Source organism: Sinorhizobium sp. CCBAU 05631 (assembly GCF_002288505.1).
GTDB lineage: Bacteria > Pseudomonadota > Alphaproteobacteria > Rhizobiales > Rhizobiaceae > Sinorhizobium > Sinorhizobium fredii_C.
Genome location: NZ_CP023063.1, coordinates 744767 through 771232 on the forward strand (window position 1 = coordinate 744767; position 26466 = coordinate 771232).

Here is a 26466-nt window from a genome sequence, read left to right on the forward strand (position 1 = left end):
GGGCGATTCGCCTTGTCTAGAGGCGCAGGTAAAGATTTGTTAACCAATTTTCATCGTTGGAAAGTCATAGCGCCTGCGACGCCGAATGTCTTATCCGACGCTCAGAAGTCGCCGTAGCCCTTTGAATTGAGGCTCCTTCCTCGAATCGGCCCCGCTTAGGAGAGGTGCAGTAGGCCCGGCCGAGGCCGCGGCGATATCACGCCGCGCTGCCGTCGCTCAGCATCCGGTCGACGATGTCGCTGACATCGACGGAAAGATTGGAGGCGCCGGCGATTTCCTTGAGCGCCTCCTCGGCATGCTTGGCGCGCACCTGCTCCAGCGACCGCCAGGAGCGCATCGATGTCAGGATCCGTGCCGCAAGTTGCGGATTGCGGGGATCGATGTCGAGGATCTGGCGTGCGAGGAAGCGGTAGCCTTCGCCATCCGCACGGTTGAAGCCCGTCGGGTTGGAGAAGGCGAAGGTGCCTATGAGCGAGCGTACGCGGTTCGGGTTGCTCGGGGTGAAGTGCGGATCGGACATCAGCGCCTTGACCCGCTCGAGCGTCGAGGCGCCGGGGATCGTCGCCTGGATGGCGAACCATTTGTCGATCACCAGCGCATTGTCCGCGAAGCGGTTCTTGAACGTGGTGAGCGCATCGAGCGTTTCTTGCGCATCCGGAAAACGGTGGGCGAGCAGCGTCAGCGCCTGGCTGAGATCGGTCATGTTGTTGGCGGAACGGAACGCGCTCACGGCCTTCTCCGGCTGATCGTCCCCATAGACGAGATAGGAGAGGGCGGCGTTGCGCAGCGCCCGCCGGCCGGCGCTCGCTGCGTCGGGCCGGAACGGGCCGGAAAGTGCCATCTCGCCGAGCAATCGCGTGAAAATCTCCTTGCCGGATGCGGCGACGGCGGAAAGGATCGCCTGGCGACCCTCCTGGATAGCGTCCGGATCGTTGTCGCGGCCGATCTCCCGGGCGATGTCGGCTTCGCTCGGCAGCGACAGGACCTGTGCGCGGAATGCCGGCTCCAGCCCTTCGTCACCCGCCGCGGCCAGCAGCCCGCCGATGAGGGCGGTATCGGAGGCGATCGGCTGGCCGTTTCGCGCCTGCGCCGCTGCTTTGGCCAGATTGTCGAGCGCCATGGCATTCAGCGCCTGCCAGCGGGCGAAGAGGTCGACCTCGTGGCGTGCGATGAGGGCCCGGTCCTTCGCGCTCTGCTCGATGTGCAGGTTTACCGGCGCAGAGAAGCCGCGATTGAAGGACGGCACGGGCCGGGTCGGAATGCCGGCGAAGACGACGGTCTGCTTGCGCTCCGTCAGATGCAAGACGTCGCCAGTGACATCGGCGCCGGAGACGGCTGCAGGCTTAGCCTCGCTGCCGTCTTCAAGCAGGAGCCCAACGCGAAGTGGGATATGCATCGGCTTCTTGGCGCTTTGACCCGGTGTCGCAGGCACCGCCTGTTCGAGCGACAGGGTGTAGATCTGCTTCGCCGCGTCATAGGAACCGGAGGCGGTGATCAGCGGCGTTCCCGCCTGATGATACCAGAGCGAAAACTGGGTGAGATCGCGCCCGCCCGCGGCCTCGAAGCAGGCGATGAAGTCCTCGATCGTCACTGCCTGGCCGTCATGGCGGTCGAAATAGAGGTCCATGCCCTTCTTGAAGAGGTCGCGTCCGAGAAGGGTCGCAATCATGCGCGTGACCTCGGAGCCCTTCTCATAGACGGTCGTCGTGTAGAAATTGTTGATCTCGCGATATTGCGTCGGGCGCACCGGATGGGCGAGCGGGCCGGCATCCTCGGGAAACTGTTCGGACTTCAGGTGCCGCACCTCGGCGATGCGCTTGACGGCGCGCGAGCGCATGTCGGCCGAAAACTCGTGATCGCGATAGACCGTCAACCCTTCCTTCAGGCAGAGCTGGAACCAGTCGCGGCAGGTAATGCGGTTGCCGGTCCAGTTGTGGAAATATTCGTGGGCGATGATCGCCTCGATATTGGCGTAGTCCGTGTCTGTCGCCGTTTCCGGATCGGCGAGGACGTATTTGTCGTTGAAGACGTTGAGCCCCTTGTTCTCCATGGCGCCCATGTTGAAGTCGGAGACGGCGACGATCATGAAGATGTCGAGGTCGTATTCGCGGCCGAAGACCTCCTCGTCCCATTTCATCGAGCGCTTGAGAGCGTCCATCGCGTAAGCCGCGCGCGGCTCCTTGCCGTGCTCGACATAGATCCTCAAGGCCACTTCGCGGCCGGATGCGGTCGTGAACGTGTCCTCGACCACGCCGAGATCGCCGGCAACCAGCGCGAAGAGATAGCTCGGCTTCGGATGCGGGTCGAACCAGGCGGCGAAGTGACGTCCGTCGCCCAGGTCGGCGCCGCCGAGATAGTTGCCGTTCGAAAGGAGAAGGGGGGCGGTCGCCTTGTCGCCAATGATGTTGACCGTATAGACGGCGAGCACGTCGGGCCGGTCGGGGAAATAGGTGATGCGGCGGAAGCCTTCCGCCTCGCACTGCGTGCAGTAGACGTTGTTGGTGCGGTAGAGGCCCATCAGCTTCGTGTTCGTCTCCGGCGACAGGAGCGTCGTCACGGTGATTTCGAAGGGGGCGGTCTCGGGCAGGCCGCGGATCGTCAGCGTGTCGCCGGCCACATCGTAGAGCGTCGCCGGGACTTCTTCCTGGTCGAGCAACAGGGCGGTCATGGCCAGCTCGTCGCCGTCGAGGACCAGCGGGGCGGAAGCGTCCACGCCTTCGCGTCGGTGGAAGATGAGCCGCGCCTCTACCTTCGTCTCCTTGGGGTCGAGTTCGAAGGTCAGATCCACTCTTTCGAGAACGAAATCGGTCGGCCGGTAGTCTTCCAGATGAATGATCTGGCCAGTATTTGTCCGCATGGTCAGTCCCGCTTGCGCCTTCCGTTCCTAAGTTAGAGGGCGCCTGTGATGGTGAAAAGGCCAAGAGGCGAGATTTTGTGCTTGCAATGCCGTCGACCGCACTTCGGAAGCAAACACGTTTGATTTCCCCGCCCCGATCGCAGGTTTAACGAAACGGCACTAACAAGAACTAAATCCCACAGGATTTTTTCGCGTTCGCTAAAGCATAGGACGAAGCAGTGCGGGAGCGCGAAAGCCATCACGAAAATGCCGCGCCCATCAAGAAAATTGATCCAACATGCCGCGCCGTGCAGCTAGAGTGGTGCCATCCCCCCGCGGTCTGCGCCGTGTCCGTCCTTCCCGCCCGGTCCGCCGGATGACATCTCGAACGCCCTCATGGATGCCGATATTCACAACCCCATGAAGGGGATTCTGCTCAAGGTCCTGTCCGTCATCGTCTTCGTTTGCATGGCGACCTGCATCAAGGCGGCCGGCAGCGGGATCGCCACCGGCCAGATCACCTTCTATAGATCCGCCTTCGCCATGGTGCCAATTCTCGGCTTTCTGGCCTGCCGCGGCCAGTTGCGCGACGCCTTCCGGACCAACAATGTCGCGGGGCATGTGGTGCGCGGCTTCGTCGGCATTCTGTCGATGAGTTGCGGTTTCTACGGCCTCGTGCACCTGCCGCTCCCCGAGGCGATCGCGATCGGCTACGCGATGCCGCTCTTGGCGGTTGCCTTCGCCGCTCTCTTTCTCGGCGAAATCGTCCGGCTCTATCGCTGGTCCGCGGTGGTTATCGGCCTCGTCGGCGTGCTGATCATCACTTGGCCGAGCGTGACTTTGTTCGACGAAGGAGGATTCGGCTCGTCCAAGGCGCTGGGCGCCGTCGCCGTGCTGCTTTCGGCGACACTCGGCGCGGTCGCGATGGTGCTTGTGCGCCGGCTCGTGCAGACGGAGCGCACCCATACGATCGTGCTCTACTTCTCGCTTTCCGCCGCGGTGTTTTCCCTGGCAACGCTTCCCTTCGGCTGGTCGGCGATATCCTGGACATCCTTCCTGCTCCTGATGCTCGCCGGTTTCTGCGGCGGCGTCGCCCAGATTCTGTTGACGGAGAGCTATCGCCACGCCGACATGTCGACGATCGCCCCCTTCGAATATACCTCGATCGTGCTCGGCATCGTCATCGGCTATTTCCTCTTCGGCGACGTACCGACGGCAACCATGCTGCTCGGCACCGCGATCGTCGTCGGCGCCGGCATCTTCATCATCTTCCGCGAGCACCGGCTGGGGCTCGAGCGAAAGGGGGCGCGCAAACACGTTACGCCGCAGGGCTGAACGGGGCCATTGCTCCTGCCGCTACGATAGGAGGCGCCGACGGTCGTCGCTGGAAGGCGATCTTGGAAAGGTTTGGAGGTCACCGCTCTGTCGATTGTTACCGAGACGGCGCGGTCTCAGTTGGGCAGCAACGGGCTCACCGCCACACGGTGCGCGCGGCGGCTGTCCCTGATCGTGCTCATCCTGCTGAACTCGCGCGAGGTGCGCACGGCGGTGCCGATGTCGGAAATCGTATCGAGCAGGCTGCTGATAGACATGGTAGTGATCTTCGTTCGGGCGAGCGCCGGACGCGATGGTCGGCGCTGCAGCGATTGGTCAGCGCTGAATGAAATCGGCGTAGATCTGGGCCGGGTGGCGCGTCGTGCGCGCGAGGCCGATTGCCGTCATCTGTTCGTTGGCAACCTTGCCGAAGCTGTTATACGGCGACCGCACAGCGACGCGGGCCTGACGGAGCGTCTCAAAGCTGCTGTGGATCGGGCGAAAACGGGCACTCATGGTTCAGTTCCTTAATCCATACCTCCCGTGCTTTCATATTGCGATGCAACATCGATTTTGCAACGCATTAAAACGCGGCGCTGACATGCGCAAATTGCATGGCTTTGTTCATATTTCCTTCACCTGTCGGGCGCGGCCGGTCAGCCCATGATCCGCGCCTTGAAGGAGAGCAGGTCAAGCCAAGCGAAACGCTTGTTGACGGGCGCGGTGATAAGATCCTGCGGATGCAGTGTAGCCAGCGCCGGAACGAGGTGGCCGCCAGCGGAAAGCTCGCGCCATTGCCCCCTCGTCTGATGGATCGTCTCGTTGGTGCCGAAGAAGAAGCGGGCCGTGAAATTGCCGAGGAGAAGCAAGTGCCTCGGCTCGGCGAGCGCAATCTGCCGTTCGATGAAGGGGCGGCAGATGTCGGCCTCCCGACCGCTTGGCACGCGGTTTCCGGGCGGCCGCCAGGGAACCACGTTGCTGAGCAGAACGCCGGTCCGTGAAAGACCGATGCCGGAAAGCATCCGCTCGAGCATATCACCGTGCTTGCCGGAAAACGGCTGGGCGTCCCGGTCGTCTTCCGCATAGGGCATCGGCCCGATCACCATGATGCCCGAGGCGGGGTCACCGTCCGCGAAAACGAGGTTTCGGGCGCTGTTCTTGAGGTTGCAGCCGGTGAAGGACTCCATCGCCGTGCGAAGTTCGGCAAGCGATCGCGCGCTCTCGGCGGCGAATCGCGCCTCGCTGATCGCCTGCTCGTCAGGGATCGCGACCGTCGGCGGAACGCTTGCCGGGCTGCTCGGAAGAGTACCCAGGGCGCTGCCGGGCGTCGCCGGCTGTCCCCGGCCCCTCTGCGCTTCTGACGCTTCCGGCTGCCGGCTTTGCGGCGCAGCTCGCGCGCCGGCGCGCTTGGCTTTCAGCGCCTCGAACTCCGCCAGCCGGTCGACGGGCGCGTCTTCAAGCAGCCACTCGACACCCGCCTCCGCATGGAAAGCAAGAAGCGCGGCGAGTTCCGAAGGGGAAAGGTCGTTGGCCGAAATCATCGGCGGAACTTATCAGATCGGCGACTGTGGTCCAGCATCCGGAGGATATTTACGCGGCGATCGTCCAAGCTGTGATGTCCTCCCGCTCGCCGATCAGCGCAAGCCCGTGGGCGATCGACAGGAGCTCGCCGCCGCTTTCGATTCGCTCGGGGCCGAAGCGATCGTCGAAAAGCCGCCGGACGGCCGGCACGAAGGAGGTGCCACCGGTCAGAAAAATCCTGTCGATGTCGGCCGGCGCAGTCGCCGTCGTTGCCAGTACCTCGTCGAGGGCCGCATCGATGCGGGCGAGGTCGGGGGCAATCCAGGCCTCGAAATCCTTGCGCCGAACGATTCTTCGCGAGCGCTCGCCCAGCGGCGCGAAGAAGAACTCGGTTTCCTCTTCTTGCGACAGTCGCATTTTGGTTGCCGAGACCGCCTGATAGAGCGGGTAGCCTTCGTCATGCTCGATCAGATCGACGAATGCCGCCAGTTTCTCCGGCTCGAGGCTCGTGCGGACGAGCTTCTTCAGCTCCGCAAAGTCCCTGAGCGTCTTGAAGATCGACAACTGGTTCCAGCGGCCGAAATTGGCGTAATAGCTCGACGGGACTTCAAGCAGCTTGTCGAAGCTCTTGAACAGACTCCCCTTTCCGATCAGCGGCGCGACGATGTTGTCAATGATGCGGAAATCGAAGTGATCGCCGGCAACGCCGACGCCGGAATGTCCGACCGGCGTGGCGCTCAGCCGTCCGCCGCGGCTTGCGAAACGGATGATCGAATAGTCCGTCGTGCCGCCGCCGAAGTCGGCGACGAGCACCGTCGCATCGCGCTCCAGCTTGCGGGCGAAGTAGAAGGCGGCCGCCACCGGTTCATAGACGTAGTGGATTTCCGGAAAATCGAAGCGCGCGAGGGCGCGGCCATACCGTTCGATCGCCAGCTTTTCGTCCGGACTTGCGCCGGCAAACTGCACCGGACGCCCGACGACGAGGCGCTGCAACGCCCCGTTCCAGTCGTCGCCGGCATAGTCCCTGAGCCGGGCCAGGAAGCTGTACATCAGGTCCTCGAACTCCTGGCGCTTGGCGAAGACGAGTGTGCCTTGAAAGAGTGCGCTGGCGGCAAAGGTCTTGATCGACTGCAGAAAACGGCATTCGCCGGGATTGTCGATGAATTCGCGGATCGCCGCCTGGCCCGCTTCGACCTTCAAGGATGCATGACCCTGCTTCAGAAAGGAGAGAGCCGTTCGCGTGGTGTCGAACCGTCCGGCGGGGCTGTCGACGAAAAGAGAGCGCGTCGAGGCACCCTGCGCCAGGGCCAGAACGGAGTTGGTCGTTCCGAAATCGAGGCCGAGGGCCGTGGCCATTGGCTGTCTCCTTGCGACGTAAAGGGGCGCGCCTCGTTGCACGCGGGAGCTACAAAATCAAGCTGACGGCGGTTATTCATCGGTGGTTGATTTACGTTTACGTCAAAGTAATATAAGGGACTGTGCTAAACTCATGAACTCATGCGCAAATGCAGAGACAGTCTGTCGCATCCCGGCTCGACAAGGTTTGCGGCATTTGTCATGACGGGATGATTTGACTGGGACGGAGCCGGCGGAGAACGGCAAGACTGGAGAACGCGACAATGAACGAGCCACAAGACCTCCCCGAGCGCGAGAGCATGGAATTCGACGTGGTGGTCGTCGGCGCCGGTCCGGCCGGGCTTGCCGCGGCGATCCGGCTGAAGCAGGTCGATCCGGAGCTGTCGGTCGTGGTGCTCGAAAAGGGCGCGGAAGTCGGCGCCCATATCCTTTCCGGCGCCGTCGTCGACCCGATCGGCATCGACCGGCTGTTGCCCGGCTGGCGCGACGAGCCGGACCATCCGTTCAAGACGGAGGTCACGGACGACCAGTTCCTCTTCCTGGGCCCGGCCGGGTCGATCCGCCTGCCCAATTTCCTGATGCCGCCGCTGATGAACAATCACGGCAACTATGTCGTCTCGCTGGGCAATGTCTGTCGCTGGCTGGCGGCGCATGCCGAGGCGCTCGGCGTCGAGATCTATCCGGGCTTTGCCGCAACCGAAGTGCTCTACAACGAAGAGGGCGCGGTGATCGGAGTTGCCACTGGCGACATGGGCATCGGACGCTCCGGCGAGCCGGGGCCGAACTTTGCTCGCGGCATGGCGCTTCTCGGCAAATACACGCTGATCGGCGAGGGGGTGCGGGGCTCGCTCGCCAAGCAGCTGATCGCCAAGTACCGGCTCGACGAGGGCCGCGACGTGCCGAAATTCGGCATTGGCCTGAAGGAGCTCTGGGAGGTGAAGCCGGAGAACCATAAGCCGGGCCTCGTGCAGCACTCCTTCGGCTGGCCGCTCGGCATGAAGACCGGCGGCGGCTCCTTCCTCTATCACCTCGAGGACAACCTCGTCGCCGTCGGCTTCGTCGTGCACCTCAACTACAAGAACCCGTATCTCTACCCCTTCGAGGAGTTCCAGCGCTTCAAGACGCATCCGGCGATCCGCGGCACTTTCGAGGGCGGCAAACGTCTGTCCTACGGCGCCCGTGCGATCACCGAGGGCGGCTACCAGTCGGTGCCGAAGCTCTCCTTCCCCGGCGGCGCGCTGATCGGCTGTTCGGCCGGCTTCGTCAACGTGCCGCGCATCAAGGGCAGCCACAATGCCGTCTTGTCGGGTATCCTCGCGGCCGAGAAGCTGGCGGCGGCGATCGCCGCCGGCCGCGCCAATGACGAGCCGATCGAGATCGAGCGCGGCTGGCGCGACAGCGCCATCGGCCAGGACCTGAAGAAGGTGCGGAACGTCAAGCCGCTGTGGTCGAAATTCGGCACGGCGATCGGCGTCGCGCTCGGCGGTCTCGATATGTGGACGAACACGCTGTTCGGCGTCTCCTTCTTCGGCACCCTGAAGCACGGCAAGACGGACGCACAGAGCCTCGAGCCGGCCGCCAAGCATCAGAAGATCGACTATCCGAAGCCGGATGGGGTCTTGACCTTCGACCGGCTCTCCTCGGTGTTCCTGTCGAACACCAATCACGAGGAGGACCAGCCGATCCACCTGCAGGTCAAGGACCTGGAGCTGCAGAAGCGTTCCGAATACGACGTCTATGCCGGCCCGTCGAGCCGCTACTGTCCGGCCGGCGTCTACGAATGGGTGGAAAAGGACGGCAACCCGACCTTCGTCATCAACGCCCAGAACTGCGTGCACTGCAAGACCTGCGACATCAAGGACCCGAACCAGAACATCAACTGGGTGCCGCCGCAAGGGGGCGAAGGCCCCGTCTACCCCAACATGTAAATGTTGGGAGCCGGGGCCGCACGGAGCCCCGCCCAGTAAAGAGCGGCGAAGGCCCCGTCTACCCCAACATGTAAATGTTGGGAGCCGGGGCCGCACGGGCCTCCGCCTGAAAAATAGCGGCCAAGCCGCATCCGAGAAGCGTTTCTTGGCGTGCCTGGCCGCGCCTTGTGCCTCGGCTCACAGTTGAAATGTCGCCGCTAAGGCCTTCAATTGTATAACTTCATGAAAAAATACCATGAGCGTGATTGCTGACGCAAATGGGCAAGCGTTTCCCCTAGAGACTCGATAGCAATGACATGTACCGTCGATCGGGAGTATTGGATTGATGGCAACGAGACTGGACTGGACGAAGGTCCGATCCACATGCTGTCCGCTGCCGCGGTGAGGCTGGCAGTTCGTCACGGGTGCACCGTCAGAACAGAGGGAAACGAGATGAAGAAACTACTTGCAACGACGTGTCTGGCCGTTGGCCTCCTCGGACTTGGCAGCGCCGCATCGGCGCAGGAATGCGGCGATGTGACGATCGCCAACATGAACTGGCAGAGCGCCGAAGTACTGGCGAACGTGGACAAGTTCATTCTGACGGAAGGTTATGGCTGCAACGCCGAACTGGTTGTTGGCGATACCGTGCCGACGATCACGTCGATGATCGAGAAGGGCGAGCCGGACATCGCTCCGGAAGGCTGGGTCGACCTGCTGCCGGACGTGGTCAACCGCGGTCTGCAGGAAGGCAAGCTCGTCGGTGCGGCGCTCGCGCTTTCTGACGGCGGCGTACAGGGCTGGTGGGTTCCGAAATACATCGTCGACGCCAATCCGGACATCAAGACGATCGATGACGTGCTGAAGCACAAGGAGCTTTTCCCGGATCCGGAAGATCCGAGCAAGGGCGCCGTCTTCAACGGCCCGCAGGGCTGGGGCGGCACTGTCGTGACGACGCAACTCTACAAGGCCTATGGTGCGGAGGCCGCCGGCTTCACGCTCGTCGATCCCGGCTCTGCCGCCGGCCTCGACGGCTCGATCGCCAAGGCCTACGAGCGCAAGCAGGGCTGGGTCGGCTACTACTGGGCTCCGACGGCGCTGCTCGGCAAATACGAGATGGTCAAGCTCGACCATGGCGTGCCGGCTGATCCGGCCGAATGGAAGCGCTGCAACACGGTTGCCGACTGCCCGGACCCGAAGAAGAACGACTGGCCGAAGGACAAGGTCCAGACGCTCGTCACCAAATCCTTCGCTGACCGTGCCGGTCCGGTGATGGATTATCTCAAGACCCGCGCCTGGCAGAACGACACCGTCAACAAGCTGATGGCCTGGATGACGGACAATCAGGCGAGCGGCGAGGAGGGCGCCAAGCATTTCCTCGAAGAAAATCCGGATGTCTGGACCAAGTGGGTCTCGCCGGAAGTCGCCGAGAAGGTCAAGGCGGCCCTCTGATCGACACTCTGGCCAACGAACGGCGCGCATAAAAGGCGCGCCGTTTTTCTTTCCCGCATGCAGGAATTCGTTCACGGCATGTCGGTTTGAGAATAAGATTGCGCAGCGTCAGTGGTTACAGCGCAGTGTGGTTTGAAGGTCGGCGGCTGCCAAGAAAAATAACGACATGCCGCCTGAACGATTGCAAAGGGGAATCGCCATGGAATGGCTGACCAAATTTCCGCATATGAATGACGATAGCCTTCGAGAACTCAAGAAGGTGATCGACGAAGGCTTCCGCACGTTTACGCGTACCTATGGCGAGGCCATCGAGACGTTCTTCGAGCCGTTGCAGTTCTTCCTGATCCAGTCCGAGCGCTTCATGACGCGCACACCCTGGCCGATCATCCTGCTGCTGATTGCGGTGATCGCCTGGTTCGCCAGCCGCAACTGGAAGGTCGTTGCCGGCTGCGTCGGCACCCTGCTGCTGATCGGCTACTTCGACATGTGGGACGACACAATGAAGACGATCTCGATGATCTTCGTCTGTACGGTGCTGTCCATCGCAATCGGCATTCCGCTCGGCATTCTCATGTCGCGCTCCGATCGGGTGCAGAACGTCGTCAATCCGGTGCTCGACGTGATGCAGACGATGCCGAGTTTCGTTTACCTGATCCCCGTGGTGATGCTGCTGGGGATCGGCAAGGTCCCCGGCCTGATCGCCGTCGTCATCTACGCCATTCCGCCGATGATCCGGTTGACCAATCTCGGCATCCGGCTGGTCGACAAGGACGTCCTGGAAGCGGCCGACGCCTTCGGCTCGTCGAGCTGGCAGAAGCTCAAGAACGTGCAGATGCCTCTGGCGCTGCCGACCATCATGGCCGGCATCAACCAGACGATCATGATGGCGCTCGCCATGGTCGTCATCGCGTCCATGATCGGCGTCCAAGGCCTCGGCCAGCCGGTGCTGAAGGCGATCGCGAATCAGTACTTCACCCTCGGCATCTTCAATGGCCTTGCCATCGTCGGCATCGCCATCATCTTCGACCGCGTCAGCCAGGCCTATGGCCGCCGCCTGCAGCGGCACCGTGAAATCGTCCACGGCTGACACTGGACTGTTATTGCGGAAAAGAACAGCGGCCCGGGACTCATCGTCCCGGGCCGCTTGCTTGTTCCGGCTATTCGTGCCTGGCGGAGAGCATACCGGTCGAGAGCGCGACGCCCGTGGCGGTGACGACCGCGGCGGCAATCTCGAAGGGACCAATCGCCTCCTGAAGCAGCAAGCCGCCGCCGATCATTGCGAGCACCGGCGTCAGGGCCGTGAAGGCCGCCGCCTGCGTGCCGCCGAGGCGCCGGACGGCGAGGCCGTAGGCAAGCGTGGCGATGAGCCCTGAAAGAACCCCTTGGCTGATCACCTGCAGGCCGATCTCGTGCGCCGGCACGGTCGCGAGCGTGCTGCCAAAGACGAGCGCCAGAGCGAGATGGATGAGGAACGACCAGACGGCGATCAGCGCGCCGCCTTGGAGGGGGCTCAGACCCGACCGCCGGAAGGCGTGCGTATAGGTCGCCCAGAGCGCCGCGGCGGCAGGCAGCAGCAGCCACCCGGTCCAGCTGTCCGAGGCGCCGAGGCTGCGGGTTAGCAGGATCGCCATGCCGAGGATGATCGCCGCAAAGCCGAGGATGCGCATGCGATCCGGCCGCTCCCGAAACAGCGTCACGCCGATGATTGCCGTCGCGAGCGGCATCGAACCGCCGAGCAGCACGCCGACCGAGGCCGCCGGCGTCGCGTGGATGGCGAAGGCCGCCACTTGGAAGAACAGGGCCCCCGATCCGGCGACCATCAGCGCCAGAAGCGCCGGCGACAGGCGTTTCGGCACGAGACCCGTCTTCAGCCAGACCGGTGCCAGGACGAGCGCCGGTACCCCATAACGGATGAGGCCGAGGTCGATGGTACCGAGGCTGGTTGCGGCGGTGTGCCGCGTGGCGAGGATCCAGCCCGCCCAGATCAACACCGTGACGAAGGCACCGGCATAGCCGGATACGGGCGAGTCGGAACCGCGATCGAGTGTCAGCGCAACCATGGTCTTGTTCCTCCAGGGGCGAGGTGTTTTGGATGTGTGAACCCTAGCGCCGACACGTGGGGCATGTCCTTGCTATCTCTGCCTGTTTGGTGGTAAGTTCAGCAATATTCTGCCAATATGATGATTGAAACAGTCTTACTATGCCAAAACTCGATAAATTCGATATCGCCATCCTCAAGGTCCTGCAGGAGGATGCTCGTGCCACCAATGTCGAGATCGCCGAGCGCATCAACCTTTCGCCGTCCCCCTGCCTGCGGCGCATCCGCAATCTGGAGAAGTCGGGCGTGCTGCGCGGCTATCGTGCCGATATCGACCGCAAGGAGGTGGGCCTGGGGCTGACGGTCTTTGTCGAGATCAAGGTCGGCCAGCACAGCCAGGAAAATGCGCGGCGGCAGCAGGAGGCGCTGCTCGCCATACCGGAGGTGGTTTCCTGCTTCCTGATCTCGGGCAATGCGGATTTCCTCGCCGAGGTGGTGGTGGAGGACCTGTCGGCCTATGAGAGGCTTCTCACCGAAACCTTGCTGACCCTGCCTGGGGTGACGGACATCCGTTCGAACTTCGCCATCCGGACGATCAAGACCGGCGGTCCCCTGAAGCTGCCGGCCTTGTGAGGGCGGCCGCACCGAACGCTGTCGCTCGCGGCGACCTTCCGCGAAACTCTTTGTCGGCCGGCTCTGGAATCCCCCGCTGCCGCCCTTATCTCAGAAGCAGAAGGGCGCGCATGGATGAAAGAGAGGCCAGTCGTTGAAAGTTAAAGCCATCTTCAATCGAGATGGGGGGACTTTCCGCACCACGGATATGGAGACCTATGGCAAGCGCGTCGAGGAGATCTTTCGCGCCGCCGGGCATGACATGGAAATTGCCGTGGTGGCCGCAAGCGGTATCCTGCAGGCGCTGGAGACGGCCTGCCGCCGCGATGACTTGGACGCGATCGTCGCGGGCGGCGGCGACGGCACGATTTCGGCTGCAGCCGGGGTGGCCTGGCGCTCCGGCATGCCGCTCGGTGTCATCCCGGCGGGAACGATGAACCTGTTTGCCCGCTCCCTGAAGCTGCCGCTCGATATCTGGAAGGTTCCCGAGGTCCTCGCCAATGGAAGGATCATCGATGGCGACATCGGTAGCGCCGACGGCCGGGCTTTCGTGCATCAATTTTCGATGGGACTGCACGCCCGCATGGTGCGCTATCGGGAGTCCTACAAGTTTGCCTCGCGCCTCGGCAAGATCGGCGCCAGCGTGCGCGCTGCCATAGGCGTGATCTTCAATCCGCCGGATTTCGAGATCGAATTCGATGCCGACGGCCACCGCGAGCTTCGGCACGTGTCGGCCATTTCGGTCTCGAACAACCATTTCGGACACGCGACGCTGATGTATGCGGACGATGTGACGGCAGGGCACCTCGGCTTCTACACGGCTCCGCCGCTGAGTCCTGCGGGCGTCGCAAAGCTCGCCTTCGACATTCTGCGCGGGCGATTCCGGGCAAGTCCGTTGATCACCGAAATGAGCGCATTGGCGGTCGATCTGCATTTTCCGAAGGTTGATCGCAAGATCAACTGCGTCATCGACGGCGAGCTCCTGCCGATCCGGCGGCGCGATGTCGCCTTGCGCGTTCACCCCGGCGAATTGAAGCTCCTCGTGGGCGCGTAAACGGGTACCGGTGATCTACTCGCCCACCCAGATATAGCTGAACCGATAGCGATCCGGTCCGGCGGCGTAGATATAAGGCAATTCGAGTTTGCGCGGCGTTTGAGCTGATACGGCCACTCCCGATGTCTCGAGAGCCGCGCTCAGCGTGGCGGGAAGCGGCGCCTGGTTCTTCTCGTCGCGCCACACCACCAGCAGCGGCCGCCTCGTCGCGTCCGGCGGCGGGAAGTCCGAAAGATGGGGGATCGCCACCGTCACGTCGGCAAGCCGCGTGCGGATGTTGCCGGCCACCTGCTTGTCATTGGTCAGCACCAGCGCTGGCGGCCGCCCTTCTGCCTCGACGACCGCCTCCACCAAGGCGGCATAGGGGATGTTCAGTTTCGAGTAGTCGCCGAACCACGGGCGTACCACGGCCCGCGCCGACACAATCACGAGTGTCACCAGCACGATGCAGGCAACCAACGGCACGAAGCGCCGGAAGCCCGGCGCCGGATCGATCTCTGCCGCCTCGATCTTGAGGCAGAGATAGAGCGGCAGCAGGACCAGAAAGAGCACGAGCCATTTTTCGCGGACATGGGTCGCAGCGACACCGAGAACGACAAGCAGAACGGCAAGGAGACAGAGCGCGATCATGCGCCCGACGAGGCGGGTCCATTGGTTTTCCGCCTGCCAGATCGCCCGGATTTTTCGCCGGAAGGCAAGGCCAAAGACCAGCAAGGGCACCAGGCTGCCGCCAATTATTGCCGAGGCAAGGGCAAAGACGCCGTGAAACGCCTGCATAAGGCGGCCCTCCGCCTCGCGCTCCTTCATTTCATTCAGCGTGCCCGACGAGGCGGCATCGAGATTTTGCAGCACCCACACGCCGTGGGGCAGCGCGATGACGCCGGCAATGGCGATCGCCCCCAGGATACGCCAATCGAAAATGCGCTTGCGCAATTCCGGTTCGGGCAGCGCGGCAAGGATTGCCGCGACCGGCACGATGACGAAGTTGTACTTGGAAACCACGCCAATGCCGACCGCAATGCCGGTCAGCAGATAGGAAAAAAGGCTCGGATGCGTCAGCGTCCGCAGAAAGCCGTAGAAGAACAGCGATACGGCAAAAAGCGCGGCGACCGTATGGGAGAGATCCCGCTGTGCGAGCAGGAAGACCGGCGGCAGGCTCAGGACGCCGAGCATGGCGATCGCCGAGAGGCGCCGGTCCTTGAGGACAAGCTGCGCCGCGAGGCCGTAGAAAAGGCAGCAGAGGAACAGAAGCCCGTTCTTGAGAATGGTCATCGTCGCGAGCGACGTGCCGATCAGTTGCGCCAGCCCGTATTGCAGCCAGTTGTAGAAGGGCGGTTGCGGCCCATATCCGAGCTGCAGGAATTGCGACAAAAAGGCCTGTTCGGCCTCATCGATCTCGAGCGAGGGCGAGGCGGCAAGGCGCAGCACGACGCACAGCAGAAAATAGCCGGCCAGTGTGATTAAGACCAGGTTCGGCCGCCGGTCGACGATGTCATGCATGCGGCTGGTCCTGCCCGAAGACCTGACGGACGATATAGCTCGCCGTATCGTCGTCGCGGAAATAGGCGCGCGCCATCATTTCCGCGAGAATGCCGGTGGTGATCAGCTGCACCGAGGACAGGAACAGCATGACGCCGACGATCAGCATCGGGCGGGTGCCGATATCGTTGCCGAAGATGAACTTGTCAATCGCGAGATAGAGCAGGATGAGGGCGCTCAGGCTGCCGGTCGCAAGTCCGATCGAGCCGAAGAAGTGGCCGGGACGCGCCTTGTAGCGCATGAAGAACAGCACTGCGAGCAGGTCGAGGATCACACGGAAGGTGCGCGAGATACCGTATTTCGACGAACCGAAGTGGCGGGCGTGGTGCGTCACGGGCATCTCGCCGATCCGGCTGCTCGGCACGACGCCCGCGACCCAGGCCGGAATGAAGCGGTGCATTTCGCCCATGAGCTTCACCTGCTTGATGATCGCGCTGCGATAGACCTTAAGGCTGCAGCCGTAATCGTGAAGCTTCACGCCGGTGATCTTGCCGATCAGGATATTGGCGCACCAGGAGGGGATCTTTCTGAGCAGGAGGCCGTCCCGGCGGTTTTGCCGCCATCCGACCAGGAGATCGAGTTCGCGCTCCTCGATGGCGGCGACCATCTGAGGAATATCCTTCGGGTCGTTCTGAAGGTCGCCGTCGAGCGTCGCGATCAGCCGCCCGGCCGCGGCATCGATCCCGGCCTGCATGGCGGCGGTCTGGCCGAAATTCTTCTGGAGCTCGATGATCTTCAGTTTTAGGTTCGGACGCAGCAGCTCCTTGCGGGCATTCGGCAAAGTCCGGTCCGTGCTGCCGTCGTCGACCAGGATCAATTCCCAGGATCGGTCGAAACCGGCCATGGCCTCGTGGATACGGTTGACGAGCGGCGCGACGCTGTCCTCCTCATTGAACACCGGCACCACTATGGACAGCTCGATCGGCTCCATCGCGCCCGTCATTGCCGTCAGCGGTTCTTGCATGTGGGTCAAGGCGGTCTCTCCGGTGTGCCGTCGCAGGTTTTCTTGCACAGTTAACGGTGATAACCAACGCTGAATTGCGTGGCTCTCTACAGGAAAACGGTACCTCATGAATTCAGACGGGCAGTTGAGCCGGCGCTCGTGGCTCGCGCGCAACCGTGTGGCACTGATTTCCGTGGCGGCCATAGCGGCTTATGCCGTCTTCGTCGAGTGGGTCTGGGGGTGGTTGGTCCTGCTGCGGCAATGGGCCGAGATCGGTTTGTCGTCCGTGCTCGCCGCGCTCGGTCTTCTCATCGCGACCTATTTCGTTCGCTGCTACCGCATCTACGACTATTTTCCGGAGCAGACCGCCGGCCGTTTCCTGCTGCTCTTTCGCGTCACGCAGGTCCACAATCTGCTCAATATCATGCTGCCCTTCAGAGCCGGCGAGACGAGTTTTCCGCTGCTGATGCGCGCCGAATTCGGCGTTCCGCTGTTGCGCGGAACATCGGCGCTGGTCGTCATGCGCCTCTTGGATCTGCACGCGCTGCTCACGGTCGCGGCCGTGGGCCTGGTCACCGGCCGCAGCAATCAGATGGTCGCTTGGCTGCTTTGGACGATGGCCTTGCTCTCGCCGCTCGCGTTCTTCCTGCTCAAGGCCCGGATTCTTCGCGGGGTGCGCCGCGTGTCGCCGGCGCGGTTCTTGCACCATGTCGATGAGATCGAGGCGGGGCTGCCGGAGCATTTCCCGGCATTTCTCCGCGCCTCGGCAATGACCATGCTGAACTGGGGGATAAAAGTCGCGGTGCTCGCCTGGGTGCTGGCGATCATGGGCGTGGCACCGCTTGCCGCCTCTTTCGGCGGGGCGCTTGGGGGAGAGCTCTCTTCCGTTCTTCCCGTGCACGCGCCCGCCGGCGTCGGCACCTATGCGGCGGCGATCGTGGCCGGCGCCGTCTCCTTCGGCGCGGCCGGCGGCAAGGCCGCGCTCGAGGCTTTGGGGCGCGCCAGCATCAATGCGCACCTGCTCATCATCGTCTCGGCCGTCGCCGGCACGCTGCTGTCGCTCGTGCTGCGGCCGAAAAGTTGATGCCTTCTACTGGAAGGACGTCTCGTAGAAGCTTCTGAGCTTGCGCGAATGGAGTTTCTCCGGCGGCATGGCGGCGAGCTTCTGCAGCGCCAGGATGCCGATCTTCAGGTGCTGGCTCACCTGCGTGCGGTAGAAGGCCGTCGCCATGCCGGGCAGCTTCAATTCGCCGTGCAGCGGCTTGTCGGAGACGCAGAGCAGCGTTCCATAGGGCACGCGGAAGCGGAAGCCGTTGGCGGCGATCGTCGCCGATTCCATGTCGAGGGCGATGGCGCGGGCCTGCGACAGGCGTTTGACCGGGCCGCGCTGGTCGCGCAGTTCCCAGTTGCGGTTGTCGATCGTCGCGACCGTACCCGTACGCATGATCCGCTTGAGATCGTAGCCCTGGTAACCGGTGACTTCCGCCACCGCGTCCTGCAAGGCGACCTGCACCTCGGCCAGTGCCGGGAGCGGGATCCACACCGGCAGATCGTCGTCGAGCACGTGATCCTCGCGCATATAGGCATGCGCCAGAACGTAGTCGCCGAGCCGCTGACTGTTGCGAAGCCCGGCGCAATGGCCGAGCATCAGCCAGACATGCGGCCGCAAGACCGCGATGTGGTCGGTGATCGTCTTGGCATTCGAGGGGCCGACGCCGATATTGACCATGGTGATGCCGCCATGGCCCTTTTTCTTCAGGTGATAGGCCGGCATCTGCGGCAGCCGGGCGAGCGTGTAGTCGGTCTCCGGTTTGTCGGCGCCCGCGGGCGTGATGATGTTGCCTGGCTCTACGAAGGCCGTGTAGCCGTTGCCGCCTTCGGCCATCTGCTGGCGTGCCCAGGCACAGAACTCGTCGACATAGAACTGGTAGTTGGTGAAGAGCACGAAGTTCTGGAAGTGCGTGGCGCTGGTTGCCGTGTAGTGGCTGAGGCGGGCGAGCGAATAATCGATGCGCTGCGCCGTGAATGGCGCAAGCGGCGAGGGTTCTCCTGGCCCGGGCTCATAAGAGCCGTTGGCGATCTCGTCGTCCGTCGTCGTCAGGTCGGGCGCATCGAAGAGGTCGCGCAGCGGAATGTCGATCGTGTCGGCCGCCGACGCCTCGACATGGGCATTCTCGCCGAAGGCGAAGTGGAGGGGAATCGGTGTCGACGACTCCGACACGGTGACGCCGACACCGTGATTGCGCATGAGGTGACCGAACTGCTCCTTCAGATAGTGGCGGAATAGCCGCGGCCGCGTAATCGTCGTGGTGTAGACGCCGGGCGCGCTGACATAGCCGAAGGAGAGCCGGGAATCGACGTGGCCGAAGCTGCTCGTCTCGATGCTCACCTGTGGATAGCAGGCGCGGAAGCGCGTGAGCGGCCGGCCGTTCTTGCCCAGCCCCTCGAAGGCTTCGCACAGGAACCGGGTATTGCGCTCGTAGAGGGCCTGCAGGCAACCGACGGCCGCGGCCGGATCATCGAAGGTCTGCGGCTCGAAGGCTTCTGGGGTGGCGACGGAGAGAATGGGGGTTGAAGAGATTCGTGTATCCATGGCGCATTATAGGCTGCGGTATCTAACAAGCAAACGACAAGATACGCGGCCCGGCGCGGTCGCTAACGCGGGCCGACGAGAATGATCGTCGCCCCGACAAGCGCCACGGCCATGCCGGTCAAGTCCCAGCGGTCGGGCCGCACGCCCTCGGCGAGCCAGAGCCAGACGAGCGAAGCGGCAATGTAGACGCCGCCATAGGCGGCATAGGCGCGCCCGGCCGCCGGCACGTCGATCATCGTCAGGAGCCAGGCAAAGAGCGCCAGAGACCCCATCCCTGGAACGAGCCACCAAAAGGACTTGTCAAGCCGGAGCCATGCCCAGAAGGCAAAGCAGCCGGCGATTTCGGCGAGCGCGGCGAGCGAATAGACGGCGAATGCGGGCATCAGATCTGGCCTTTCAGCCGCGAAAGGAGCGAAAAGTCAGAGCATGTGCAAGAGGGAAATTCGTTCCGCGCCACTACCTTGGGAGCAGGGTAGATTGCGCCACCTCCGCGATGGAGGATCAGCTCATCGCCTGGCGTTGCAGTGTAACGAAGAGGACGAGACCGGCGCCGTGCTTGCCGATGCCGGCGCCGGTGGCCTTGCTGTAGGCGACCGCTCCGATCGGCGCCATCAGCAGGCCCGTGAGCAGCAGGAGCCGGAGCGAGAGGATGGCGGAGGAGACGAGGGCGGCCATTTGAGCATTCCTCTACAGCTTGGCTTGGCAATACTGCGCCGTATGCGCGGTGCAATCGGTCAGCGAGCCGATATAGGTGTTTTGGCGGCGACGCTCCGTGTCGGCGCCGACAGCGGCGGCGAGCGACATGGCGAAGACGACCATCAGCAGGCTGATGATGGTGAGGCGGCGAGCGAGAATATCCATTGTTCCGTCCGTGGGCTGGAGCGCGTTCAAATCGATTGAGCGTTTTTTCGCACAACCAAACTGAATTCTTGCTGAGGTAGCCGTTCATCTGCCGTTCATCTTGGACGGTGCGCCTCTTGCCAGCGCCGGAGTGCGTTCCTACGTCTGTGTGCCCACAACCTGAGGAGACCGCCTATGACCGCTCCCATCGAGCTCTATTACTGGCCGACGCCGAACGGCTGGAAAATCACCATCATGCTGGAGGAGCTCGGCGTTCCCTACGTGGTCAAGTACATCAATATCGGGCAGGGTGATCAGTTCGCGCCGGATTTCCTGAGGATCTCGCCAAACAACCGCATGCCGGCCATCATCGACCCGGACGGACCGGGCGGCGAGCCCATCTCCCTCTTTGAATCGGGTGCGATCCTGCAATATCTCGGCCGAAAATTCGGGAAGTTCTACCCGACAGACGAGCGCGCCCGTGCCGAGGTCGAGCAATGGCTCTTCTGGCAGGTCGGCGGCCTGGGCCCCATGGCAGGCCAGGCGCATCATTTCCGGCAATATGCGCCGGAAAGAATCCAATACGGCATCGATCGCTACACCAATGAGGTGAACCGCCTCTATGGCGTCATGAACAAGCGGCTGGCCGATCGGCCGTTCCTCGCCGGCGACTATTCGATCGCCGACATGGCCGCGGTCGGCTGGGTGATCCCGCACGAGAACCAGGGCCAGGATCTCAACGATTTTCCGCATCTGAAGCGTTGGTTTGACGCGCTGCTGGCACGGCCCGCTGTTCGCAAAGCGATCGAGGTCGGCAAGGAGGAGCGGGCCCGTCAGAAGAGCCTTGCCGAGGACAAGGAAGCGCAGAAGATCCTGTTCGGGCAGCGCGCCCGCTGATTCGAGGCGAGGGCGGCCATAGTGGGTCGCCCTCGCGGAATTCGGAAAGAGCTAAAGCCGCGTCCAGGTCTGCGACTTGCACAGCACCTTCAGCACGCAGCCCTTCATCTTCAGCGAATTGCCGTCGACCGAGCCCGAGCCGCTATAGGTCTTGTCGCTTTCCGGATCGGTGATCTCGCCGCTGTAGCTGCCGCCCGTCCCGGCGAGATTGCCGATGCGCTTGCCGGCGTGCTTGCCCGTCTTCAGCGTGACGCAGAAAGCGCCGCCGCAGGGGGCTATCTCCGCCGTGGCTCCGCTCGCCGTCTTCCAGTTGCCGACGATCGGCTCTGCGGCATGAACCGCTCCCATCGCTCCGAAGACGAGTGCCGCGCTGACGAGCAAAGTACGAATCATTCAATGTCCTCCCTTGGAGACGGTCGGTTGCCGGCCGCCGCGATCTGGATGCCTCGCATCGGCGGCCTCCTCGCCGTCCGAGCGCTGCACGATAGCTTACGCGTACGTAAAGGTAAATACGGGCCGCGACGCGAAAAAATAGGCGCGGCAGGACCCTCACGTGAGTCGCGGAATTCGGCCCCCGATAGTCCGGCAGGTGCTTTGTTGGTTAGCGATCGGTTGAAATCGGAGTTTGAATTTTCAGTTAGTTTTGAACCGGATTGCCGGCGCTGCAGGCGCTGCGATGTTTAACGAAAAGCCAAGTTTACCAAGTATTTGAACTTTGTTTCCGTCAAATTAAGCATGCATTTTAAGCGCCCATTGAAGGCTGCGGGGCATACTCCAGCCCATAGGACGAGCGGTGAAGACGCACCGCCAAATCAGCCGGAGCCGACGCCGCACAAGACGGCGCGACATCGGAAAGCCCGCCAAGAGGCAAGACTGAAACAGGGACAAAAAGAACAGCAACTGAAGCCCGGCGCGCCCGAAGGGGCGTGCCGCTTCGGCTGAACCAACAAGAACGACAGGGACAAGCAAATGGCACGCTTTGACTTCGAGATCACGTCGGATGCGGCAATGGGCGGCGAAAACCGGACCGACATTCTTTGCGAAATGGGTCTTGCCTACGCGACCGGCCGCGGCCGGCCGGTGGACCTCGTGGCAGCCCATAAGTGGCTGAACATCGCCGCCATCAAGGGCTCGGACCGCGCCGCCGACCTTCGCGCCGATCTCGCCGCGACGATGAGCAAGACCGATCTTGCCGCGGCCCTGCGCGCCGCACGCGAATGGATGACCGTGCATTGATACCGCACAGGCGGGGGCGACAACTCCAGTCTAGCCCTCGGGCAGGCTCTTGAGCACGAGCGGCAGGGCGGCCTCGAGAAAGTCCATCTCGGCATCGGGGCCGGTGCTGATCCGGACGCAGCGATTGAGCGGCGCGACGCCCGGCATGCGGATGAAAATGCCGTGATCGCCCATCAGCCGGTCGACGATCGCCCGGGCATAGGTTGCATCCCGTCCGCAGTCGATGGCGACGAAATTCGTCGCCGACGCCAACGGCCGCAGCCCGTTGTCACACGCAATGCCGGCGATCCGGTCGCGCGATGCTGCGATCCGCTGCGTCACTTCCTTGAGATATTGCTGGTCGGCGAGGGCGGCGAGCGCCGCAGCCACGCCGATTCGATTCATCCCGAAATGGTTGCGGATCTTGTCGAAGGCCTGAGCGCTGCCCGGCGTCGTCAGCGAATAGCCGACCCGCGCGCCGGCGAGGCCATAGGCCTTGGAGAAGGTGCGGGTGCGGATGACGTTCGGCCGCTCGATCAGGCTCTCGATCGACGGCAGAGCTTCGGCCGGCGCCGTTTCGCAATAGGCTTCGTCTAGGATGAGCAGCGTCGTTTCGGGCAGGGCGGTCGCAAACTCGACGACGCGCTCGGCCGGCCACCAACTCCCCATCGGATTGTCGGGATTGGCAAGATAGACGAGCGGTGCCGCCTCGCGATTGACCGCGGAGAGCAGGCCGCCGAGGTCTTCGCGATCATCGACGTAAGGCACGGTGACGAGCCGGCCGCCATGCCCTGCCACATGGTAGTTGAAGGTCGGATAGCCGCCGAACGAAGTGACCACCGGCGTGCCCTGCTCGACGACGAGGCGGACGATCTGCCCGAGCAGGCCGTCGATCCCCTCTCCGACGGCGATATGGGCAGGCGAGATGCCGAGATGCGCCGCGAGTGCGTGCCTCAGCTCGTAATTTTCGGGGTCTGCGTATTTCCAGGTTTCGCCGGCGGCCCGCTGGATCGCGAGCAAGACGGAATCGGCCGGCCCGAAGCCGCTCTCGTTTGCGCCGATGCGGGCGGCAATCCCGCGGCCGCGCTGCCGCTCGATCGCTTCCGGACCGACGAAGGGAACCGTGGCCGGCAGGGATTGGATGAGCGGCGTGAAACGCGAGAATGCAGACATCTTGACAACTGAGCTCCGTTCGAAAAGCGCCGCGGAACTTATCGCATTGGAACGGCAAGCGGAATGCGCAAAAGAGAAGGCGTCAGGTTTCGTTATTTCCCCGGCACCGCCATCTATCGTCCCCCAACCGCGAAATATCCGACTGCGGGCGCGGGAGGTGCGGATTTAACCTTGCCGGTCTGGCCGGTGAAAAATTCGTGGCGCACGATTTGGTGGAGGAATGCTTCGTCGATGGGCTTGATGAACTGCACCCCGATGCGGTTGTCCCGCCGGTGAACCTCGGCGCAGCCGATCCGGACATTCGTTCCCACGATGTGGAGATAGTAGTGCGCAGGCAGGCCGATGGTCGTGCTGACGGAGAAACTCGCTCCACCGCGCGAGATGTCGGTCATCTTGCAGGCGCGGATCGACACGCCGCCAAGCGCCGGCCGCACCGACATCAGCGTTGCGGCATGTCCGATCGCGAAGCGTTCGTAACGCCGCTCGTAAAGCAGCGATGGAACAAGCGAATACATGGTCGACTGCAGCATGCGTCGTGCTCCGATGATCGCGCCGCTCGCGATGCCGTCGTGCGGGTGTTCGCCGATCGGTCAACGGAGCTTTGCCAGATCCCGGCAAGTCATTTGCCGGCGCCCTTGAGGCGGCGGACGCCTGCAGGGTCGACGGTCATTTTCCGCCAGCAATCTTGCAATCGATTGAAGATATTCAATAGAAATCTAATGATAGCACGGGGACAAGCGGGGGGGAGTGCCGCCCGCACTCACAATCCGCTTGAGAACTGGAGACGAATCAGCGTGCTCAGGAACTCCTGTGCGAGCAGCATGTTGAAGCGTACGCCGAGTTCCGTCCCGCTGCGATGCACCTCGGCACAGCCGATCTCCTCCTTGAAACCGTCGATCTCCAGAAAGAAGTGTTTTGGTAGTGGAATAGCGGCGTTGAAGTCGAGCATGGCGCCGCCGATCGAAATGTGCCGCAGCAGCGCCTGATATTTGGTCTTCGCCTTCAACTGACTGCCGATGACAAGAATGCGGCAGGGGCGCTCGATATGATAATGCGGATAGGCAACGGCCGATTGGCCGGGCTTCCCGTGAGCGAGATGGATGATCATCGACATGGCGTGATCCGGGGAATAGCTGTCTTGTCCGGTGCAGAACCCGATTGCACGGACCATTCTGTCGCGGCGACGTCACACTCCCTGATCCGACTTGCTTCAGCCTTGCCGCCACGCGATCAACAGCGCCCGCTCGACCACGACGAAAATGGCGGGAATTCCTGAAATTCGACAAAAAAATCTTGCATTGAAGCCGCGCTGCCACTAGTCAGGCGCTAACGGAGAGGTGGCCGAGTGGTCGAAGGCGCTCCCCTGCTAAGGGAGTATACCGGAAACGGTATCGAGGGTTCGAATCCCTTCTTCTCCGCCATATTCCAACAAAGCCCTTCACTTAGCTGCTGACCGTGTCCCGGCAGAGCTCACATCAACACTTCGGTCGGCGCCCGTCGAAGCGCCACTTCATGGTGCCATTGCCGGACGACTTCTCGCGTAAGGGTGGGCCAGCCTAACTTCCCCTCGGGTCTCTGCGCGAGTCGTCGGACATGCGCGAATCTCCAGCCGCTGATTCTCCGGGAATCGCTCGAAAAAGGCCTCGGCTCCAGCTCCCCGGATGCCCGTCCTGGCGAGTCGAGACTTGTGCGAAGGCGGCGCGCCGTAGCTTCGCTGCCCGGTTTTGCCCCTGTTTTCGGCCTCATTCTGCCTCTTTCTGAAACAAAAACGATCTCGCGGGTCTCCGCTAACTCCCCATGGCTAAAGGATTTTCTTAAGGCTTTGTTAAGAACCCCGGGCCGTCTTGGGCGATTTTGTGTCGTTTCAGCAACAGGGATCAGGGAAGGGCGGCGCAAAGGAGTTGATCTGACAAGTTGGACATTGCGCGCCCCTCTCCGTTTTGTATTTTCAACTCCGGAAGCAAGGGCGGTTGATCGTCCGACTTCTTGAACGTTGGGGATGGGGCAGGGAACGCTGTCCTTCAGCAAAGAAACCCAGACCCGTTTGAAACTTTTGACTGGAGGTCAGAAATGAACATCAAGAGCCTTCTTCTCGGCTCCGCTGCTGCTCTCGCAGCAGTATCCGGCGCTCAGGCTGCCGACGCTATCGTCGCTGCCGAGCCGGAGCCCATGGAATATGTCCGCGTCTGCGACGCTTTCGGCACGGGCTACTTCTACATCCCGGGCACGGAAACCTGCCTCAAGATCGGCGGCTTCATCCGCGTACAGGGCGACTTCGGCCGTGACGCTGCTGACAACCGTTGGGAAAACCCGCTGCAGTCCACGTCGGACTGGGATGTCTTCTCGCGCGCTTACATTTCGTTCGACGCCAAGAGCGACACCGAATACGGCACACTCACCGGCTTCTTCGCTGCTGAGTTCAACGCCGACAACGACAGCGACGAAGGCGACAGCCTGATCGACGTCGATGAAGCTTACATCCAGCTCGGCGGCCTCAAGGCCGGCTTCTTCTACAGCTGGTGGGATAAGGGCCTGAACGGTGAAACCGACTCGATCGGCGAAAACACCGAGTTCAACTCGATCGCTTACCTCTATGATGGCGGCACATTCCAGGCCGGTATCGCTGTAGACGAACTCGAAGCTGCTACCACGAAGGCTAACGGCGTTGGCGTTGAAGGTATCGTCTCCGCTACGCTCGGCGGCGTAGCTTTCGACCTGCTCGGCAGCTTCGACACCGAAGTTGAAGAAGGCGCAATCCGCGCTTTGATCTCCGCAGACATTGGTCCGGGCACCTTGCAGGCTGCTGCGATCTGGGCATCCGATCCGAACGCTTATTGGGCTGACTCCGAGTGGAGCGTTGCTGCTTCGTACCGCTTCAACGCAACCGAGAAGTTCGCAATCACCCCCGGCGCTCAGTACTGGGGTGACCTGAACGATGGCGCTGGCGGCTTCGACTCCGGTGACGATCAGTGGCGCGTTGGTATCACGGCTGATTACCAGATCACCGAAGGCCTCGCTTCGCGCTTCACGATCAACTACACGGATCCGGATGACGCTGAAGAGCAGGTCAGCGGCTTCCTCCGCCTGCAGCGTGACTTCTAATCTGACTTGACCTCGGTCAGTAGAGAGAAGCCCGGCTCTTGAGCCGGGCTTTTCTTTGCGGGGTTGGGGATGCC

The 26466-nt window shown here is 62.6% G+C and carries 26 protein-coding genes and 1 tRNA gene; 11 read left to right on the plus strand and 16 right to left on the minus strand.

The window, feature by feature from the left end; genetic code table 11:
- Positions 1-196: 196 nt before the first annotated feature.
- Positions 197-2857 carry an aminopeptidase N gene (pepN, locus tag SS05631_RS03560; protein ID WP_095677922.1) on the minus strand — a complete coding sequence of 887 codons (2661 nt, stop codon included), beginning with the start codon at positions 2855-2857 and terminating at the stop codon, positions 197-199.
- Positions 2858-3232: 375 nt separating this feature from the next.
- On the opposite strand from pepN, the gene SS05631_RS03565 reads away from it, so the two are divergent.
- Positions 3233-4171: a DMT family transporter gene (locus SS05631_RS03565; RefSeq protein ID WP_037413612.1), complete on the plus strand. Its 939-nt coding sequence runs from the start codon at positions 3233-3235 to the stop codon at positions 4169-4171.
- Between the two features lie 116 nt (positions 4172-4287).
- Here SS05631_RS03565 and SS05631_RS03570 read toward each other — a convergent pair whose 3' ends face one another.
- The 4 genes from SS05631_RS03570 to SS05631_RS03585 form a co-directional block, all read right to left on the minus strand.
- Positions 4288-4428 (minus strand): hypothetical protein, encoded by a 141-nt coding sequence (locus SS05631_RS03570; RefSeq protein WP_083853839.1) that lies wholly within the window; start codon positions 4426-4428, stop codon positions 4288-4290.
- Positions 4429-4486: 58 nt separating this feature from the next.
- Positions 4487-4666, minus strand: a complete 180-nt coding sequence (locus SS05631_RS03575) for a hypothetical protein (protein WP_037413613.1) — start codon at positions 4664-4666, stop codon at positions 4487-4489.
- Between the two features lie 140 nt (positions 4667-4806).
- Positions 4807-5691, minus strand: a complete 885-nt coding sequence (locus tag SS05631_RS03580; protein WP_037413616.1) for a uracil-DNA glycosylase — start codon at positions 5689-5691, stop codon at positions 4807-4809.
- 49 nt (positions 5692-5740) lie between these two features.
- Positions 5741-7027 (minus strand): Hsp70 family protein, encoded by a 1287-nt coding sequence (locus SS05631_RS03585; protein ID WP_037413618.1) that lies wholly within the window; start codon positions 7025-7027, stop codon positions 5741-5743.
- A 263-nt stretch (positions 7028-7290) separates the two neighbouring features.
- Between SS05631_RS03585 and SS05631_RS03590 the strand changes: the two genes are divergently transcribed.
- The 3 genes from SS05631_RS03590 (at position 7291) to SS05631_RS03600 (ending at position 11473) form a co-directional block, all read left to right on the plus strand.
- Positions 7291-8955, plus strand: coding sequence for an electron transfer flavoprotein-ubiquinone oxidoreductase (locus SS05631_RS03590; protein WP_037413621.1), 1665 nt, complete (start codon positions 7291-7293; stop codon positions 8953-8955).
- A gap of 432 nt (positions 8956-9387) precedes the next feature.
- On the plus strand, positions 9388-10386 hold the full coding sequence (locus SS05631_RS03595; RefSeq protein WP_037413624.1) for an ABC transporter substrate-binding protein: 999 nt from the start codon (positions 9388-9390) through the stop codon (positions 10384-10386).
- A 199-nt stretch (positions 10387-10585) separates the two neighbouring features.
- Complete coding sequence (locus SS05631_RS03600) at positions 10586-11473, plus strand: proline/glycine betaine ABC transporter permease (protein ID WP_037413626.1); 888 nt, start codon at positions 10586-10588, stop codon at positions 11471-11473.
- A gap of 70 nt (positions 11474-11543) precedes the next feature.
- Here the strand turns inward: SS05631_RS03600 and SS05631_RS03605 are convergent, their stop codons facing one another.
- The gene (locus SS05631_RS03605) at positions 11544-12446 is read right to left on the minus strand and encodes a DMT family transporter (protein WP_037413627.1); all 903 of its coding nucleotides are present in this window, start codon (positions 12444-12446) and stop codon (positions 11544-11546) included.
- A gap of 140 nt (positions 12447-12586) precedes the next feature.
- On the opposite strand from SS05631_RS03605, the gene SS05631_RS03610 reads away from it, so the two are divergent.
- Positions 12587-13057, plus strand: coding sequence for an Lrp/AsnC family transcriptional regulator (locus SS05631_RS03610; protein ID WP_037413629.1), 471 nt, complete (start codon positions 12587-12589; stop codon positions 13055-13057).
- A 133-nt stretch (positions 13058-13190) separates the two neighbouring features.
- Positions 13191-14090 (plus strand): diacylglycerol kinase family protein, encoded by a 900-nt coding sequence (locus SS05631_RS03615; RefSeq protein ID WP_037413631.1) that lies wholly within the window; start codon positions 13191-13193, stop codon positions 14088-14090.
- A gap of 15 nt (positions 14091-14105) precedes the next feature.
- Here the strand turns inward: SS05631_RS03615 and SS05631_RS03620 are convergent, their stop codons facing one another.
- Together SS05631_RS03620 and SS05631_RS03625 are read right to left on the minus strand one after the other, a co-directional pair.
- Entirely contained in the window at positions 14106-15590 is a 1485-nt protein-coding gene (locus SS05631_RS03620) for a glycosyltransferase family 39 protein (RefSeq protein ID WP_037413636.1), read from the minus strand.
- Positions 15583-16602 (minus strand): glycosyltransferase family 2 protein, encoded by a 1020-nt coding sequence (locus SS05631_RS03625; protein WP_083853840.1) that lies wholly within the window; start codon positions 16600-16602, stop codon positions 15583-15585. The genes SS05631_RS03620 and SS05631_RS03625 overlap by 8 nt, the downstream gene beginning before the upstream one ends.
- A 97-nt stretch (positions 16603-16699) precedes the next feature.
- On the opposite strand from SS05631_RS03625, the gene SS05631_RS03630 reads away from it, so the two are divergent.
- Positions 16700-17656, plus strand: a complete 957-nt coding sequence (locus SS05631_RS03630; protein WP_037413640.1) for a lysylphosphatidylglycerol synthase domain-containing protein — start codon at positions 16700-16702, stop codon at positions 17654-17656.
- Between the two features lie 6 nt (positions 17657-17662).
- Here the strand turns inward: SS05631_RS03630 and SS05631_RS03635 are convergent, their stop codons facing one another.
- The 4 genes from SS05631_RS03635 to SS05631_RS03650 form a co-directional block, all read right to left on the minus strand.
- Positions 17663-19165, minus strand: a complete 1503-nt coding sequence (locus SS05631_RS03635; protein ID WP_037413645.1) for an AMP nucleosidase — start codon at positions 19163-19165, stop codon at positions 17663-17665.
- Positions 19166-19227: 62 nt separating this feature from the next.
- The gene (locus SS05631_RS03640; protein WP_037413648.1) at positions 19228-19548 is read right to left on the minus strand and encodes a YnfA family protein; all 321 of its coding nucleotides are present in this window, start codon (positions 19546-19548) and stop codon (positions 19228-19230) included.
- 118 nt (positions 19549-19666) lie between these two features.
- Positions 19667-19840: a hypothetical protein gene (locus SS05631_RS03645; protein WP_037413653.1), complete on the minus strand. Its 174-nt coding sequence runs from the start codon at positions 19838-19840 to the stop codon at positions 19667-19669.
- Positions 19841-19852: 12 nt separating this feature from the next.
- On the minus strand, positions 19853-20026 hold the full coding sequence (locus tag SS05631_RS03650; RefSeq protein WP_012707384.1) for a hypothetical protein: 174 nt from the start codon (positions 20024-20026) through the stop codon (positions 19853-19855).
- Positions 20027-20200: 174 nt separating this feature from the next.
- Between SS05631_RS03650 and SS05631_RS03655 the strand changes: the two genes are divergently transcribed.
- Positions 20201-20902 carry a glutathione S-transferase N-terminal domain-containing protein gene (locus tag SS05631_RS03655; protein WP_037413655.1) on the plus strand — a complete coding sequence of 234 codons (702 nt, stop codon included), beginning with the start codon at positions 20201-20203 and terminating at the stop codon, positions 20900-20902.
- 51 nt (positions 20903-20953) lie between these two features.
- On the opposite strand, the gene SS05631_RS03660 is transcribed toward SS05631_RS03655, so the two are convergent.
- Complete coding sequence (locus tag SS05631_RS03660) at positions 20954-21295, minus strand: DUF2147 domain-containing protein (protein ID WP_037413656.1); 342 nt, start codon at positions 21293-21295, stop codon at positions 20954-20956.
- A 576-nt stretch (positions 21296-21871) separates the two neighbouring features.
- On the opposite strand from SS05631_RS03660, the gene SS05631_RS03665 reads away from it, so the two are divergent.
- Complete coding sequence (locus tag SS05631_RS03665) at positions 21872-22138, plus strand: sel1 repeat family protein (RefSeq protein WP_037413657.1); 267 nt, start codon at positions 21872-21874, stop codon at positions 22136-22138.
- A 30-nt stretch (positions 22139-22168) separates the two neighbouring features.
- Here SS05631_RS03665 and SS05631_RS03670 read toward each other — a convergent pair whose 3' ends face one another.
- The 3 genes from SS05631_RS03670 to SS05631_RS03680 form a co-directional block, all read right to left on the minus strand.
- Positions 22169-23290, minus strand: a complete 1122-nt coding sequence (locus tag SS05631_RS03670) for a pyridoxal phosphate-dependent aminotransferase (RefSeq protein WP_037413658.1) — start codon at positions 23288-23290, stop codon at positions 22169-22171.
- Positions 23291-23403: 113 nt separating this feature from the next.
- Complete coding sequence (locus tag SS05631_RS03675) at positions 23404-23820, minus strand: PilZ domain-containing protein (protein WP_037413660.1); 417 nt, start codon at positions 23818-23820, stop codon at positions 23404-23406.
- 230 nt (positions 23821-24050) lie between these two features.
- Positions 24051-24404, minus strand: coding sequence for a hypothetical protein (locus tag SS05631_RS03680; RefSeq protein ID WP_037413780.1), 354 nt, complete (start codon positions 24402-24404; stop codon positions 24051-24053).
- Positions 24405-24621: 217 nt separating this feature from the next.
- Here SS05631_RS03680 and SS05631_RS03685 point away from each other — a divergent pair.
- Positions 24622-24711 (plus strand) — tRNA-Ser (locus SS05631_RS03685).
- 649 nt (positions 24712-25360) lie between these two features.
- Positions 25361-26392, plus strand: coding sequence for a porin (locus SS05631_RS03690; RefSeq protein ID WP_037413662.1), 1032 nt, complete (start codon positions 25361-25363; stop codon positions 26390-26392).
- The last annotated feature ends 74 nt before the right edge of the window (positions 26393-26466 follow it).